At 46.1% G+C, this 13,902-nt stretch carries 11 protein-coding genes; 8 read left to right on the top strand and 3 right to left on the bottom strand.

Going from position 1 to position 13,902, the window contains the following annotated elements:
• The first annotated feature begins 95 nt into the window (after positions 1-95).
• Positions 96-1,484 (top strand): 23S rRNA (uracil(1939)-C(5))-methyltransferase RlmD, encoded by a 1,389-nt coding sequence (gene rlmD / locus ACTRXI_RS10815; protein ID WP_474262440.1) that lies wholly within the window; start codon positions 96-98, stop codon positions 1,482-1,484.
• A gap of 81 nt (positions 1,485-1,565) precedes the next feature.
• On the opposite strand, the gene ACTRXI_RS10810 is transcribed toward rlmD, so the two are convergent.
• Entirely contained in the window at positions 1,566-2,741 is a 1,176-nt protein-coding gene (locus ACTRXI_RS10810) for a DUF4317 domain-containing protein (RefSeq protein ID WP_474262439.1), read from the bottom strand.
• A gap of 122 nt (positions 2,742-2,863) precedes the next feature.
• Entirely contained in the window at positions 2,864-3,676 is an 813-nt protein-coding gene (locus ACTRXI_RS10805; RefSeq protein WP_474262438.1) for a PRC-barrel domain-containing protein, read from the bottom strand.
• Between the two features lie 317 nt (positions 3,677-3,993).
• Between ACTRXI_RS10805 and ACTRXI_RS10800 the strand changes: the two genes are divergently transcribed.
• The 7 genes from ACTRXI_RS10800 to ACTRXI_RS10770 all read left to right on the top strand — a co-directional run bounded on the left by ACTRXI_RS10800 (position 3,994) and on the right by ACTRXI_RS10770 (position 12,478).
• Positions 3,994-5,502, top strand: a complete 1,509-nt coding sequence (locus ACTRXI_RS10800; RefSeq protein ID WP_474262437.1) for a pyridoxal phosphate-dependent decarboxylase family protein — start codon at positions 3,994-3,996, stop codon at positions 5,500-5,502.
• Positions 5,499-7,256, top strand: coding sequence for an IucA/IucC family protein (locus ACTRXI_RS10795; protein WP_474262436.1), 1,758 nt, complete (start codon positions 5,499-5,501; stop codon positions 7,254-7,256). Before ACTRXI_RS10800 ends, ACTRXI_RS10795 begins: the two co-directional genes overlap by 4 nt.
• Positions 7,237-7,824, top strand: coding sequence for a GNAT family N-acetyltransferase (locus ACTRXI_RS10790; protein WP_474262435.1), 588 nt, complete (start codon positions 7,237-7,239; stop codon positions 7,822-7,824). The genes ACTRXI_RS10795 and ACTRXI_RS10790 overlap by 20 nt, the downstream gene beginning before the upstream one ends.
• Entirely contained in the window at positions 7,817-9,127 is a 1,311-nt protein-coding gene (locus ACTRXI_RS10785) for a lysine N(6)-hydroxylase/L-ornithine N(5)-oxygenase family protein (protein WP_474262434.1), read from the top strand. Before ACTRXI_RS10790 ends, ACTRXI_RS10785 begins: the two co-directional genes overlap by 8 nt.
• A 39-nt stretch (positions 9,128-9,166) precedes the next feature.
• Positions 9,167-10,966, top strand: coding sequence for an IucA/IucC family protein (locus ACTRXI_RS10780; RefSeq protein WP_474262433.1), 1,800 nt, complete (start codon positions 9,167-9,169; stop codon positions 10,964-10,966).
• Positions 10,967-11,144: 178 nt separating this feature from the next.
• Positions 11,145-11,999: an STAS domain-containing protein gene (locus ACTRXI_RS10775; RefSeq protein WP_474262432.1), complete on the top strand. Its 855-nt coding sequence runs from the start codon at positions 11,145-11,147 to the stop codon at positions 11,997-11,999.
• A 53-nt stretch (positions 12,000-12,052) separates the two neighbouring features.
• Positions 12,053-12,478, top strand: coding sequence for an SRPBCC family protein (locus ACTRXI_RS10770; RefSeq protein WP_474262431.1), 426 nt, complete (start codon positions 12,053-12,055; stop codon positions 12,476-12,478).
• A 60-nt stretch (positions 12,479-12,538) separates the two neighbouring features.
• Here the strand turns inward: ACTRXI_RS10770 and ACTRXI_RS10765 are convergent, their stop codons facing one another.
• Positions 12,539-13,606, bottom strand: coding sequence for an SAP domain-containing protein (locus ACTRXI_RS10765; protein WP_474262430.1), 1,068 nt, complete (start codon positions 13,604-13,606; stop codon positions 12,539-12,541).
• Positions 13,607-13,902 lie beyond the last annotated feature (296 nt).

Raw genomic sequence — 13,902 nt, 5'->3', positions numbered from 1 at the left:
TATTCCTATATTATAGCGTGCGAACAGACGGACGCCAAACCACTCCTGTGTTACAATTTTTTTGACAGACTAGAATGAACGGAAGGAACGAAATAATGAGCAAGCAAAATAAGCCGGAAGCCCCGGTAGAAAAAAATGAATTAATAGAGACGACGATCGAGGATTTAACTCACGAAGGTCACGGGGTCGGAAGAATCGATGGGTATGCGCTGTTTATCCCGTATGCCCTGCCCGGTGAGCGTATTCAGGCAAAGATTATTAAAACAAAAAAAGGCTACGGCTTTGGCAAGCTTATTACTGTTCTTGAAGAAAGCAGCGATCGAACGGAAGCGCCGTGCCCGATTTATGTGAAATGCGGAGGCTGCCAGCTGCAGCATATGACCTACGATGCCCAGCTCCGCTATAAGCATAAACAGGTGAAGGATGCGTTTGAACGGATCGGCGGCCTCGACGAAACAGTGGTCCACGATACGATCGGGATGGAGGATCCGTGGCGCTACCGCAACAAGGCCCAGGTGCCGCTTGGTGTAAAAGAGGATGGCCGGTTAAAAGCGGGCTTTTACCAAAAACGGACACATAACATTATTGATATGGATGAGTGTATCATTCAGCAGAAGGAAAACGACGCTGCCGTTCAGCAGGTAAAAGACATTGCCGACCGATTTGGCATGAGCGCCTATGATGAAGAAAGCGGACGCGGCTTTCTCCGCCACGTTGTGACGCGGTACGCCCCGACTACCGGCCAACTGATGATTGTCCTTATTACAAACGGCAAGAAAATACCGGACGAGCAGGCGTTTATCGAGGCTGTGCGCAGTGAAGTTAAGGATACGGCAAGCATCGTTCAAAACGTGAATACGAAACGAACGAATGTCATCTTCGGTGACCGCACGAAGACGCTGTGGGGCGAAGACTACATTTACGACCACATTGGCGATGTGAAGTTTGCGATCTCCGCGCGTTCCTTTTACCAGGTGAACCCGGTCCAGACAAAAACGCTGTATGACAAAGCACTGGAGTACGCGGACCTGCGCGGTCATGAAACGGTTATTGATGCCTACTGCGGCATCGGAACCATCTCGCTGTTTCTCGCAGAAAAAGCGCGTGAAGTGTACGGCGTGGAGGTAGTTCCTCAGGCCGTGAGTGACGCTAAGCGAAACGCCCAGCTGAATCATTTTGATAACGTAACCTTTGCGACAGGAAAAGCAGAGGAAGTGATGCCGTGGTGGGTAAAAGCAAACGGGCTGCGACCGGACGTTGTTGTTGTGGATCCGCCGCGGAAGGGCTGCGACGAACAGTTACTTGATACGATGCTTGAGGTTGCTCCCGAACGTATCGTATATGTTTCCTGTAACCCGGCGACACTCGCCCGCGATTTAAAGCACCTCGTGGAGGGCGGATACGAGGTCGTAGAAGCCCAGCCGGTGGACATGTTCCCGCAGACAACGCATGTGGAAGTGGCCACAAAATTAGTGCGAAAGTAAGAGGGAGTATGCAAAAACGCCGCCGGCCCAGCTGTATATTAAAAAACAAGGAAGGTCCCGCCCGGGGCCTTCCTTGTGTTATTACTGAGTATCTTCGCCAAAAGCCTCCGGCAGCATTTTAAAGCCTTCGATCTCTGCGTCCTCTTCAATCTCAATCATAATACAGCGTTTTCCCTGATAGTTGACCTGTCTTACGTATTCAAGATCCTGCGGGCTGATCGCAATGTTGGCGATTTTCGTGTTGATTTTAATGGATTTGGAATTGTATTTCGGCACGATGCTGCTTGCTTTCAGCTCATAGGTTTCGTTATCGGTCACCCGCTGAAACGCTGTTTTTACTTTGTCGGTCTCCACTTGCTCGCCGCTCTGCTGAAGCACCCGTTCCACGTCTTTATAGTCGAGCGTCGGCGGGGTATCCTCTTCATTTTCTTCGACGACCCGGTGAATTTCGCCGTAGACGTTCGCAAGTGTGGTGGGGTTCATCTGATCACCGACCACGTCTCTTACTATATCCTCAAATACTGTTTTGTTTTCTTTGGCGGTGACGATCTCTTCTCCGTTCAGCACATCTTCGATAAACCGGTAGTCGGGTTCGTTGGGCTTTGAAGCTGCATAGAGCACATGATTGACGTCAGCGGCCCCTTCCGTCATCGCGGGAAACAAAAAGCCGGCCAACGGATGTTTAAGATCAATGACCGGATCGGCCTCGACCTTGTATTTGAATTCCTTCTCAATGTAATCAAACTGCATTTCTTTTTTCGGCTCTTCTGTCTTATTGATGCTGCAGAGAATAAAGGAATTGGAATATACTGCATCGCGGTCGCTCGTTTCTGCTTCCTCATTCCGCTGTTTTGCCGGTTTTAAATAATCGGCACGGATAAAGGTGATTACGGTGTCTTTTTCATACGGGTGGTCTTCAATCATTTTTTCGGTCATGCGAAGCATCTGTTCCTTCCAGTCTTCAACATTACGGCTTAAAAGACCTTTGTGGAGAATGAACTGGCTGGAATCTTCAACGTCCTGCTGAAATTTCAGCTCGAATAATTTTTCATCCAGCTGCCCGGTGAGAACTTTTTTAAAATTGGCCATAAACAGCTCCTGCTGGTCGCTGTCGAGCATTTCGAACGGCTGACTCTGATAGTGATAAATATCGGTCGTTTCTTTCATTATGTAAACGTTAAAGATGTCGGAGATCGTGAGCAGATCATTGTCTGTTTTTAACTGCCTTCGAAGGTCGGCAATATCTTTTTTATCCATAGGTAGTCCACTCCTGAGCTGTTTGAAGGATTATTAGCTTATTTATTTTAACATATTACAGCGGTTCCGGATTCGGCAGATATAAAAAAGCCCGCTGCTTTTAAACAGCGGACAACTTTCATTTATCTATTCGAGGGGCTGCCGAAGTGACGGCGGATTTCTTCACCGTAATCATCGGTTAATGTCATGGATGCTTCGTAATCAGGTGAATTTTCCACCGCTTCGCGGCTCACACTGGTGGTGGCACTTTCGTCCATGGCACTGAACTGATTAAACCATTCCACTGGAACGAGAGAGTGGTCACTTGACAGTGCACCGGCAGTATCAACCTCGATGAACTGAACGCTCCAGTCGTTTGTGTCAAAAACCACGTCAGAGATCGTGCCGATACTTTCACCGCCTGCATCGACATCATAGCCGCGAAGATCCTTCGTACTCTGCAGGTAGTAGTCTTCTTTGTTCCGGGCAGCTTCCATTTCGTTTTCTTCCGCACCGGTAACGGCAGTGTCATGGGCGGGACGTGCGTTATTATCGTCATCATCGTTAGGGGCGAAAGGGCCGCCTACAGGCATAACCGGCCCGGTTCCGGTACTTCCGGCTGTTGGAATCCAGTAAGGCTCTAAGTTGTAATAATTTAAAACAGAAGCTTCGTAGGAACGGGAAATAGGTTCGTGTTCATCCGGCTTCGGACTGTCTTTAATCTGGTCTTTCGAGGCATTCATCTGAATGGCCTGGCCGGCAAGGTCGAGACGGCTGATCAGCTGGGGGCTGAGCAGAACCTTTCCTCCCACAAACCACGTGCGGGTATCAGCGACGAGAAACCGTACCTTCCATTCGCCTCTGGAATCGAAATAGACGTCGGAAATGGAGCCGATTGCTTCTTCATCGGTGGCTGAGATCCAAAATGCCTGAAAATCTTTTGTGCGTACGAGCAATTGCTGCACCTCCTGATGATAGTTGTTGATATACGGCTTATTACCTCATAGGGGTGTTTTTAAACTAACGACGTTAGCTCTTAAAAGCAGGTGAATATTAAGTCACAATTTGGACGGGAGAAAGGGTAATAGACCTAAACCGTTCAACGGGCCGATACCAACCTTTGTATCAATTCCACAGCAGTTGTTGACTTTGATAATCATTTTCAATTAGTGTGTACATTGTAATTAACAGCTTGAAACAGAGCTTTTATTTTTTTAGATTAATTGATAATGATTTTCATTATCTATAAATAACAGATCATGGAGGAGACGATATGCCGGTTGTAAAGGAAGGGTCGCACACCGCATTTGATAATGAATTTCTAACAAACATCGGTGATAAGCAAAGAACGCTCGAAATGTTAACCCAGACTTCTGCCTATATAGCGGATTTTTTTAATGAAAATGAAAGCCCTGTGGCCGCAGAAGAAGAACTGCAGGTAAAACAATTCTTTCACGGCATAGAGCATGAACATACTTTTGATAATGTGCTTGACGAAGTAATGGAGCATATTATGAAACGCTCCTTAAACATCAGCCATCCTCATGCGATGGCACATCTGCACTGCCCGCCGCTTTTATCCGGGGTGTGTGCAGATTTGATCGTGAGCGCTCTAAATCAATCGATGGATTCCTGGGATCAAAGCCCGGCAGCGACAACAGTAGAGACAGAGGTAGTGAACTGGCTGTGTGAATTGTATCAGCTGCCTCAAACCGCTGCAGGAACATTTACGACTGGAGGGACTCAGTCGAATTTTATGGGACTGCTGCTTGCAAGAGACCAATACTGCGTCCGGGAGTTGTCACATGATGTGAAAGCCGATGGCCTTCCTCCGGAAGCATCCAGATTCAAGATTTTTTGTTCAGAGGAGGCGCACTTTACCATCAAAAAATCGGCTGTTCAGCTTGGCCTCGGAGAACGGTCAGTAGTAGGGGTGCCGACAGATGAGCACAAAAAAATGAACGCCGGTAAGCTTGAAGCCTTCATTCAGGAGGCAAGGGAGTCCGGTGACCATCCCATTGCCGTAGTGGCTACGGCCGGCACTACTGATTTTGGAAGCATTGACCCGCTCCAGGAGATTCGACGTACAGCAGACAAAGAAAATCTATGGATGCATGTGGACGCCGCCTTCGGCGGAGCTTTGGCGCTCAGCAGCAATCAGGCTGTAAAGCTCGACGGGGTGCATAAAGCAGATTCGCTGGCGGTGGATTTTCACAAATTATTCTATCAGCCAGTCAGCTGCGGGGCTTTTTTGGTTAAGAGCCAGGACACTTTTCGTTTTATCAGACACAGGGCGGATTATTTGAACCCAGAAGACGACAGCGAGGAGGGCTTTACTAACCTCGTGGACTATTCAATGCAGACGACCCGGCGCTTTGATGCACTTAAAATATTGATGACGCTCCGGACCCTGGGCACGGAAAAATGGGCGGAAATGATCGGGAAGGGCTTAAGACAGGCGGGGCGTCTCGCGGAAAAAATTAACGATGAGCCGAACCTGTATCTAGTAATGAAACCAGAAATGAATGCAGTAGTGTTTAAATACTGCACAGAAAGCTCCTTTGAAGAAAGGGAAGAAGACGAGGTCAATAAAGAAATTCAGCAGCGGTTGTATGCTTCAGGTGAAGCAGTCATTGCCAAAACGAAAGTAGACGGCAGGCAGTTTTTAAAGTGCACGCTGATCAATCCTTTAACGGAAGAAGAGGATATTGATCACGTGATTCAGGCCGTGATTGAAATGGGCCGGGAAATTGAAACCATACGAAAGGGGCAGAAGAAGTGAATACTAAACAAACAGCAGCAGAGGCTTCGATGCAGAGCCTTCTCAATTGTTACTTGCGCGAGACCGGAAGCGGTGCCTGGGGAGAGAAGGAATGCCGTGTGGAGCTTTCTCATCAGGAGATAGAGCTGATACTCCCGGTTAAATACCGGTCTCTGACACATCATCATCTTTTCCGTTTTCCACTTTATTATAGAACCAGCGAAAGCAGTTCTCTAGTTGAACTGGATGTGCTGACCACCGGGGCTTTGCTTTTGAAGGAACTTTCGCTTGCATACGCTAATAAGGGAGGGCAGGAAGAAATGATGCAGCGTGTACTGCAAAGCTTTGAACTCATAGAGCTGTTTTTAGAAGCACGCAGGGAGGATAAAGGAGAAGTTATCTCCCGCTATATTGATTCAGAGCAGAGCCTTTTGCTCGGGCACCTGCTGCACCCGACCCCTAAAAGCCGGCAGGGCATGGAACGTAAGGAGGAAACTGAACTGTATTCCCCGGAAACAAAAGGACGTTTTCAGCTGCATTTTTTCCGGGCTCCGTCAGCACAGGTAGAGGAAGCCTCGATGGAAGAAGAAAATGCGGCAGATATCGTAAAAAAAGATCTTCAAAATGCCCCGGAGACAGAGGGATTTTTTAAAAAACACTACTGCCGTCTGGATGATGGATATGCCCTGCTGCCGGTACATCCGCTTCAGGCAGAAGCTATGCTCTGCGAGGAGTCGATTCAACGGAAAATGGAACACGGAGAATTAGATTATCTTGGCCCGGCAGGCCGAAGCTTCACAGCGACTTCCTCGATCCGGACCCTCTATCACGAGCAGTCACCGTACATGTTTAAAGTTTCAATTCCAGTGAAGGTTACTAATTCACTGCGTGCCAATCAAAAAAAAGAACTGGCTCGCGGCATAGAAGTAGAAAAACTGATGCAGAGCCGGATTGGAAAAGATGCAGCACAGTTTTTCCCGGGGTTTGAAATTATACATGATCCAGCATATATCACCCTTAAAGGTGAAGAAGAAACAGGTCTGGAAACGATTATCCGGCGCAATCCGTTTCAGGAAAATATGGATGACCAGGTGTCACTGGCCGCAGGGCTTGTCCACGATGCATACGGGGAAGGCAGTATGCTCAGCAACATGATTCGAGGTCTCGCCCGGGCGGAAAACCGGAGCACTGCCGAAGTAAGCAGGGACTGGTTCCGGCGGTACTTATCAATATCCCTGCATCCTATGCTCTGGCTGTATATGACTCACGGCATTGCGCTTGAAGCCCACCAGCAGAATTCTGTCGTTCGTTTTACCGGCGGCTATCCGAAAGTGTTTTATTACCGGGACAGTCAGGGCTACTATTTTGCCCACTCAAAGGAAGCGCACTTGAAAAAGTATGTGCCGGAGCTGAATGCTTCAAGCGACACTGTATGCGCAGATGATATTGCAGATGAACGCTTCCGCTATTACTTCTTCATCAACCATTTGTTTGGGCTGATTAACGGCTTCGGAGCTTCAGACCTGATTGAAGAAGCGGAACTGCTGCAAATACTCCGAGAGGAGCTTGAAGATGCGGAAAAAGCATTCGGCCGTTCCCGCCTGACCCAAAGTCTTCTTGAATACAAAAGCATCCCGTCCAAGGGCAATCTGCTGACCCGCTTTTTCGACATGGACGAATTGGTGGGGTCCCTGGCCGAACAGTCTGTCTATATTCATATTTCAAATCCACTGACTGCAAAGGAGTGCATGCAGCATGAAAACGAGGCAATCTAATTACCATATTTTTAGCCGGGATCCGGTAGAAGAGCTGGATGAACGTCTTCAGTTTCGTGATGTGGATGAACAGTCTGATCTGGATCTTCTGCATGGGTGGATGCACGAGGCGCATGTCGTACCATTCTGGCAGCTGAATATAAATAAAAGCAGCTATCAAGCGCATCTTCGAAAGGCACTGGCGGATAATCATCAATCGCTATATGTCGGGGAGCTTGATGGCCGTCCGATCAGCTACTGGGAGGTGTATTGGGCAGTAGACGACATGATTGGTTCCTATTACGAGGCGGAGCCGGAGGATCAGGGCGTTCACCTTTTGATTGGGCCCCCTGAAGAAACAGGCAGGGGACTTGCCTTGCCGCTTTTAAAAGCTATGCTTTCGATGCAGTTTAACCATCCTGGAACAAATCGGGTGATCGCTGAGCCCGATATTACCAACGGCAAAATGATTCATGTGTTTAAAAAAGCGGGATTTGAGCCTGTAAAGCCGGTGGATCTGCCTGACAAACGTGGACTTTTAATGGTCTGCACCCGCGGGACATATGAAGGAGGAGACCGCGATGGCTGAGGAAATATACGATGTATTAGGGGTAGGAATTGGACCGTTTAACCTGGGGATGGCGGCACTTGTGGAAAATGTACCGGAAGTGAAGGGTCTATTTTTGGATGAAAACGATAGATTTGAATGGCACGGCGGTATGCTGCTCGAAGGCACCAGCCTTCAGGTTCCATTTCTTGCGGATTTGGTCACGCTGGCTGATCCAAAGAGTCCTTATTCCTTTTTAAATTACTTGCAGGAAAAGGAAAGATTATATCATTTTTATTTCTATGAGAAATTTCATATTCCGCGCCGCGAATACAATGACTACTGCCGGTGGGCAGCTGAAAAGCTTTCCTCCTGCCGGTTTGGGCAGCGGGTTGTCCAGATGGAATTTTTGAAGGAGAACGGGCTGTATAAAGTAGAAACAGAAAATACTGGCACAGGGAAAAGTAGGTGCTTCTATTCCCGGCATGTGGTAATGGGTACCGGTACGAAGCCGGCGCTTCCCTCATGGATGGAAAACGAAAGAGATGTTTGCCACTCTGCAGACTACCGTTACCGCCGGAAGGAACTGCTCCAAAAGCAGAGCATCACAGTGGCAGGATCCGGTCAGAGCGCCGCTGAAGTTTTTCTCGATCTGTTAAAGAAACGGCCGGAATATGGATACAGCCTCCGCTGGTATACGAGGTCATCGGGATTTTTCCCGATGGAATATTCCAAGCTCGGACTTGAACATTTTTCGCCGGATTATACTGGTTATTTTTACCACCTTGACCCTTACACAAAGGAGCAGCTGCTCAAGAAGCAGGATCTGCTGTATAAAGGGATCAGCGCTGATACGATTGCGGCCGTATACGACGAGCTGTATGAGCAGACAATCGGAGGGGAAAGCCAGGGCATAGTGCTTCAGGCAAATACGGAACTTACGAGTATGGATAGTACGCCGGCTGGCGATATAAAGCTGTTTTTGAAGGAGATTAACTACGGCACAGAGCATACAGAAGAAACAGAAGCACTGATCGCTGCGACAGGCTACCAGCCATCCCCTCAGCCATTTCTAAGAGGAATCGAAGCTTATCTGCAGCGTGATGAATACGGGCGGATGCAAATTGATGAAAAGTACCGTGCAGTGCAGGCTGAGCAGAACCGCTATGTTTTTATTCAAAACGGCGAGATGCACACGCATGGTGTTGGAGCGCCGGACCTCGGGCTTGGAGCGCACCGGAACGCGGTTATTATTAATCAAATCGCAAACCGGGAAGTTTACCCCGTCCGGTCTGAAAATGTCTTTCAGCAGTTTAAGAGAAAAACGGCCGGGGCTATCGTATGAAGCTGAGCGCCATAATATTAAAAGAAAGGAAGGAAGCAGATGAATTCATATACGGCGGAGTCCGCGGAATCTGTCCAACAGCTGCACTGGGAGGAGGCGAACCGGCGGTTAACGGCTAAAATGCTTCAGGAATTCCTGTACGAGGGTATTATCGACGCAGAGGTTACCGAAGAGGGAGAGCTGCAGAAGCTTCAAGTGAAAACAGCTCAGGCAGTTTATGCATTTTCGGCGCGCAAGCGGTTTTTTGACAGTGTCCACGTGTATCCGGAAAGCATAGTGAAAAAAGAAGGGAAATCAGAAGCGCCGGTCCGGGCGGACGCTTTTCTGCTTGAACTACAGCAAACAGCTCCAATTTCGAGTGAAACAGCTGGGCATTTGCTGAAAGAATATTATCATACCCTGACAGCAGACTGCTATTTGCTGGACAAAAGGACGACGGCTGCCGAGCTTGCAGACATGGATTATCTGCTGCTTGAAGGAGAAATGAACGGCCATCCGTGGATCACATATAATAAAGGCCGAATTGGCTTCAGCTTTCAGGATTATCTTTCTTATGCCCCTGAACATAAGCAGAAAGTCCATTTATTCTGGATAGCGGTCCACAGGGAAGCTGCTTCGTTTCAGACCCTGCATGCTGATGGTTACCGCCAGTTAATAGAGCAGGAGCTGAATGAAACCGAGCGCAATTATTTTAGCAGTCTAATAAGCCGTGCCGGGGAAGAACCGGATGACTATTATTACATGCCGGTGCATGACTGGCAGTGGGACAATTACATCGTAACGCTCTACGCTGAGTATATTGCCAGAGGGTGGATTATTCCTCTGGCGTATTCAAAAGATGCGTACCTTCCGCAGCAATCGATTCGTACGTTCGTCAACACAGAGCATAAAACAAAAAAACATGTGAAGCTTCCGCTAAGTATTTTAAATACACTCGTTTACCGGGGGCTGCCAAGCGAGCGGACAAAAGTGGCACCAGAGGTGACCAAATGGATTCAAACCATCAAGGACGAAGACCCTTTTCTGCGGGATACGTGTGAGGTGGGGCTGCTCGGGGAAACAGAAACAATCGATGTGCCGCATCCCGGGTTTCATCATCTGCAGGGAGTGCCGTACCAGTATACAGAGATGCTGGGTGCTGTCTGGAGAGAAAGTATTTATACGGCAGTGGAGGATGAAGAAAAGCCAGTAACGCTGGCGGCTCTTTTGCACGAAGATGCGAATGGAAAGCTGTTGGTTCAGGAGTATGTGGAACGTTCAGGGTTAAGTACGAAAGCGTGGATAAAGCAGCTGTTTGATTCCCTGCTCCCTCCGCTGCTGCACTACATGTATAAATACGGCACCGTTTTTTCTCCTCACGGGCAGAATACAATTGTTGTATTAAAGAACTATGCCCCGCAGCGGCTGATCATGAAAGACTTTGTGGATGATGTGAATGTGAGCGATCAGCAGCTGCCGGAGCTCGAGGAGCTTCCAGAGGAGTTAAAGCAGGTTCTTCGGTGCGAGCCGCCGGAAGGACTTGTGCAGTTCATTTTCACCGGGTTGTTCATCTGCCACTTCCGCTATCTGGCGGATCTGCTCGACCGGAAGAACTTACTTACAGAAAGTATATTCTGGAAAATGGCTGTAGAAACAATGGAAGCGTACGAAAAATGCTTTCCGGAGCTGAATGGACGCTTTGAGCTTTTTAATCTTTTTCAGCCGACCATGGTGAAGCTGTGCCTGAATCGGAACCGGATGCTTGATTACGGCTACGGTGACGGTGATGACCGCCCGCACGCTTCAGAGCATGGGTATGTGGGCAACGCCCTCTATATGGTTCGTGCGCATAACGAATAAGTCAGGATCTTTCCTGGCTTTTTTTGTTTGATAATTTATCTTTGTGATAAATTACATAATTAGTACATAAATATATCGTACTAAAGACACATGTATTGTTTAGAAAGGGGAAACGTATTATAATAATTCTAATGTACAAATCATCCCCTCAATCAATCTAAATGTGGAGGAACATAAATTGCAAAAAGAATATAGTCTGGATTCGACTGAATTCCCGTCACTCAAATCTGTTTCGCAGAAAATGTTTGATTTAATAGCCGACCAGCTTGATGTGAATACAGCGTATATTACAAAGCGCGGCAACAATGAAATGACTGTCATCAGCACGTTTAATAAAAAAGAAGAAATTATTCCCGAAGGCTATTCGGTAGAATATAGTGATACGTACTGCAGGAAAATTATTATGAACGAGGAAGACGCACTCTGTACAGAAGACCTGACAAAAGATGTGATGACAAGAGAATTGGAGGTGACCTCCCAGCTGCAGATGAAAGGATTCCTCGGTGTCACGCTGACCGATCTGAACGGCAATGTATTCGGCACGCTGTGTGTTATGGATCCCGAGGAAAAAATATTCAGCCAGGAGGATGTGGACTACTTAAAAGCCATGGGAGAGGTGCTTGCACATATTATCGAGCTCGACCACACCCAGTACAACCTCGGATTTTTAAACGTGCCGATTATTCCGGTCAGAAAAGGTATTTCGATTCTTCCGGTTCAGGGAATTATTGATGAAAAACGGGCTGAAATTATTACCAGTACCGTTCTGGAGTACGCGGCAGACCAAAAAATTGAGCACCTTGTGATTGATTTGTCAGGGCTTGTGATCGTGGATGGTGAGTTTCCGCACGTGTTTATTAATGTCATTCATGCCCTGAAGCTAATGGGAGTTAACATTTTACTGACCGGAATATCTCCGGCGATCGCCCAGCATGAATTAAGCAACAATGAAATTTTAAAAATGAACATCCACATCTCAAGAAATCTGGAATCTGCGCTTGAACATATTGGTTTTCATCTGCAGTCTCAATAAAACCGGCCCTTCTGCCGGTTTTTTTTAGTAGCCAAAGCACAGGGAGGGATAAGATGAAGCATGAAATCATGATAAAAGCATCCAGGAAGACAGTATATGATTGTTTAACGGATCCAGAGAAGCGGGCAGAGTGGAGTCCGGAAATTATCGACATTACATATGAGCATTCACCTGAAAAGGAAGGTGCGTTATTCACTCAGACCCAGAAAGCTGGACGCTCCGTCTACGTATCTGAAGGGAGAAATCTAAGTGTGAAGGAGCCGGAGTTATTCAGCTATGAATTGACTCTCCAGCAAATGCATATAGTCATTACCTATGAATTAAAAGAGCGATCGGCATGGACCGAAGTCGTCCAGACGTACGAATCCCGTCAAAACCACCGTTTTGGCCGGGTGCTTGGGGCGCTCGTACGTCCGCTGACGAATAAGCTTGCTAAGGATATACTGAAAGGACTTAAAAGATGCAGTGAAGCATTATAAATCTTATTATCTTAATAAAAAAGAAGGCAGCCACTTATTATAGTGAAGCTGCCTTCCTTTTTATTGTATAGCCCATTCCATTCTACTTTTTAATGTATTTCGATTTAGTTCTCCAGTTAAGTTAAAAACCTGCAAATTAAACTTTGGATCTTTTGAGTTGGAATATTCCTGCCAATGTTCGGCGACATATTTTAAATCGGAAGCACTGATTAAAGCTACGTCAGTGTCCTGCTCTGAAAATGCTTTGAGCTTTTGGGCTTTAGAAATGGTTTCGGTACTGTAATCAGCAGTAATAATCAAAAACAGAGTCACCCTCATGGTGTCTGAACGAATATACCCCAAAAATTGCTCATAATGAGCTTCAGGGAAATTATATATTTCTTCAACACTTTTATTATCCCAAAGGATTACTTCTTTTGATGAATAATGAAGTTTACCATCTGCATGTTTTGAACCATTCATTTTTACGAGATCCAATTTCAACTGTTTTTCAAAAAGAAACTGAGTAGCTTGTTCAAAATTATTTTCAATATCTAAATCTTTATCGATTACTTTATTTGTTCTTAACAGCTTATAATTTCTCGAAGCCAAATCTTCAAAAAAATCGTAATACCTGGATCTATGATCTGTAGGATCGGAATCAACCACTGAAGTTAGATTTTCATAGTAATCAATAATGTTTTTTATTTTTTGTACTTTAGTACCGCTTAACCTGGCTCCGTCTAAAGATTGAAGCACTTCTTTCAATTCAGATAAACTTAAAGTGTTCAATACACTGGTAGGTCTAGCGTTATGCTTTATAATTCGTTCAATCAGAATGTCCTTGTTACCGCTTAAATTTAAGTTCAATGCAGAAAGGATAGTCTTAAGTTGATTCATATTTAAGTCATTCAGGAGTTTCAAATATGTATCTTTGCGAAGTTCACTTCCCATTTCGTATCTTACGACCCTGGCTATTTCATAAGGAATAACATAATAACCTTCATCGCTTTTGAATCGCAAAATAAGTCCTCTCGTTTGAAAATGCTTTAACGATTTTTCTATTTGCTTTGTAGAATGTAACTTGTTTCCTTTTTGAGGGAACCTTCCAGTACGGCTTTCGATCAGATAATGATCTTTAGTAGTCAATCCAAGCTCATCCCGAAGCACATTAAGCATATTAATTTCGTGTGAATTGAGTGATTCGTCCTTCTTCCATGCAGCTGCCAGCACGGCATTATAAATTCTTAGTGTTTCTTCAGAAATAGAATTTTTGATAAATTCATCTTCTTTGCTTTCTTCTATAATTTGTTTTTCGATTGATTCTACGGAAGAAAAAATTTCACTTTCAGGTAATAAATAACCCTCTGTAAACGCTAAACTAGAGAGAGCAATTTATCACAATTAAGGTAGAGCAGGTTTTCACCAATAAGATGAACCCATTT

It is taken from the genome of Marinococcus sp. LNHM4E3-1 (assembly GCF_056034405.1).
The sequence above is the reverse complement of the archived record's forward strand: the minus strand, read 5'-3'. Positions and strand labels throughout refer to the sequence as shown.

Excerpts from the sequence above, each read along its gene's own strand:
- rlmD (WP_474262440.1), top strand. The coding sequence starts at position 96 with ATGAGCAAGCAAAATAAGCCGGAAGCCCCGGTAGAAAAAAATGAATTA.
- ACTRXI_RS10810 (WP_474262439.1), bottom strand. The coding sequence starts at position 2,741 with ATGGATAAAAAAGATATTGCCGACCTTCGAAGGCAGTTAAAAACAGAC.
- ACTRXI_RS10800 (WP_474262437.1), top strand. The coding sequence starts at position 3,994 with ATGCCGGTTGTAAAGGAAGGGTCGCACACCGCATTTGATAATGAATTT.
- ACTRXI_RS10790 (WP_474262435.1), top strand. The coding sequence starts at position 7,237 with ATGAAAACGAGGCAATCTAATTACCATATTTTTAGCCGGGATCCGGTA.
- ACTRXI_RS10785 (WP_474262434.1), top strand. The coding sequence starts at position 7,817 with ATGGCTGAGGAAATATACGATGTATTAGGGGTAGGAATTGGACCGTTT.
- ACTRXI_RS10780 (WP_474262433.1), top strand. The coding sequence starts at position 9,167 with ATGAATTCATATACGGCGGAGTCCGCGGAATCTGTCCAACAGCTGCAC.
- ACTRXI_RS10770 (WP_474262431.1), top strand. The coding sequence starts at position 12,053 with ATGAAGCATGAAATCATGATAAAAGCATCCAGGAAGACAGTATATGAT.